Source organism: Vibrio sp. 2304 (genome assembly GCF_033339475.1).
Lineage (GTDB): Bacteria > Pseudomonadota > Gammaproteobacteria > Enterobacterales > Vibrionaceae > Vibrio > Vibrio alginolyticus.
In genome coordinates this window covers 1-2,090 of record NZ_JAWOUQ010000036.1, presented here as the reverse complement: position 1 = coordinate 2,090, position 2,090 = coordinate 1, and the positions used below count along the sequence as shown (strand labels likewise).

The 2,090-nt window shown below is 44.3% G+C and carries 1 protein-coding gene; it reads right to left on the bottom strand.

The window, feature by feature from the left end; all coding sequences use genetic code 11:
* Positions 1–92 precede the first annotated feature (92 nt).
* Positions 93–1,529, bottom strand: coding sequence for an NAD-dependent succinate-semialdehyde dehydrogenase (locus tag R7P64_RS24055; protein ID WP_213973648.1), 1,437 nt, complete (start codon positions 1,527–1,529; stop codon positions 93–95).
* Positions 1,530–2,090 lie beyond the last annotated feature (561 nt).

Here is a 2,090-nt window from a genome sequence, read left to right as displayed (position 1 = left end):
CTTTAAAATACAAAACGCCCGATGAAGTACATCGAGCGTTTTAGTTAAAAAGTGTCAACCCATATCAGGACGGGTCACGGCCATCTCTGAAATCAGCTTAAACCACCAAGACAAATATACTTTGTCTCCAGATATTCATCGAGTCCTTGCTTAGCACCTTCCCGTCCAACACCCGACTCTTTAACTCCACCAAATGGAGCCACTTCAGTAGAGATGATCCCTTCATTAACTCCAACCATGCCGTACTCTAAACCTTCACTAAAAGTCACAATACGCTTCAAGCTATTCGTATAGAAATAGCAAGCCAAACCATATTCTGTATCGTTCGCCATTTCGAGAACTTGATCATCATTTTCAAAGGTAACAATAGGCAACACAGGCCCGAATAGCTCTTGCTGAACAATCGACATATTCTGCGTCACACTATCCAAAAGAACGGGCTCCATAAAGCGACCATGCCGTCTCTGTGGAGAGTTAGCAATAGAGGCTCCTTCTTGTACAGCTTGATCGATCACCGCCTCTAGTCGATGCTTAGAGGCCATCGTAATAACAGGACCTAATGTGACATCTTTCTCTAAACCATTGCCAAGCTTTAATTTGCTTAACTTCGACAATACTTTATCAATAAAAGCTTGTTTTACATTTTTATGAACATATAACCGATTGGTACAAACACATGTTTGCCCTGCATTACGGAACTTCGACGCGACAAGCCCTTCCGCAGCCGCATCTAAGTCTGCATCTTCAAACACGATGAAAGGCGCATTACCACCCAACTCCATCGACACCGCCTTGACTGAATCACTGGCTTGCTTCATCAAAATTTTCCCGACTCGCGTAGACCCCGTAAAAGAGATCTTCTGAATCCTAGGATCAGTACTTAGTACTTGACCAAACTCAGCAGCCTGCTCCGACACCACGACAGAAAGCAGTTCTTTAGGGATACCAGCCTGATAAGCTAATTCAACAACAGCAATTGCAGTGAGAGGGGTAAGCTCTGATGGCTTGATCAACATGCCACAACCTGCCGCTAGGGCTGGTGCTGCTTTTCTTGTAATCATCGCAATAGGGAAGTTCCAAGGTGTAATTGCAGCGCATACTCCCACAGGCTGGCGAATTGCAGATAGACGTCTATCTGTCGTGGGGGCAGGAATAACTTCGCCATAAGCACGTTTTGCTTCTTCTGAGAACCACTCGACAAAAGAGGCACCATACATCACTTCCCCTTTGCTCTCAGCTAAAGGTTTACCCTGCTCTAAGGTAATAATCGTGGCTATGTCTTCTGCATTATCAAGAAGTAGTTGATACCACCCCCTCAAACGACGAGAGCGTTCTTTGGCACTTAATTTAGCCCAACGGACTTGCTCCGTTTTGCACTGACCAATGAGATCATCTAACTCATCAAGAGTACTAGGCTTTAACCGAATTAACTCTTGCTCAGTTGCAGGGTTGATGACCACAATTCCCTCTTCGGAAGACCATTGCTTAAATACAGATTTCAGCGTTTCATTTTTTATTTGTTGCATCATCAAACATACTCCTCAAGAACTCCTCTTAGGTTAATCGCTACTAGCAAGTTCAGCAAAGAAAACAAAGTTTTCTAAAAGGCATTAATTTTCGGAAGACTTAGATCTCTTCCTCACTATACTTCGGGAAATTGCGCAATACACGCAACGACGGTCCCGCTCTAAACATGGAAGCAATGAATGTTTGAGAAATAAGATGTAGAAAATTATTGTTTAAGAGAGACGCTAACAAAACGCGCAGTGAGGAAGACTATTCATTCTACTACGGTTGAGGGCGAGTGTTATAAAGACTCATTGTTCAAATGACCAATCTTTCAACGAGGACATAATACAAACTCGGAGTAATTGGAAGTGCAGGCAGCAGGCCCATCTTCCTGAGAAACTCATGTGCCAAAAGGGTAAAGAAAGTCGTATTGTCTCGCCTTCAATGTGTAAATGCATTTCTAGGGGACACGACCAAACGAAAAAGCCCCAGTCTTTCGACTGGGGCTTAATATAAGTGGCGGAGTGGACGGGACTCGAACCCGCGACCCCCGGCGTGACAGGCCGGTATTCTAACCAACT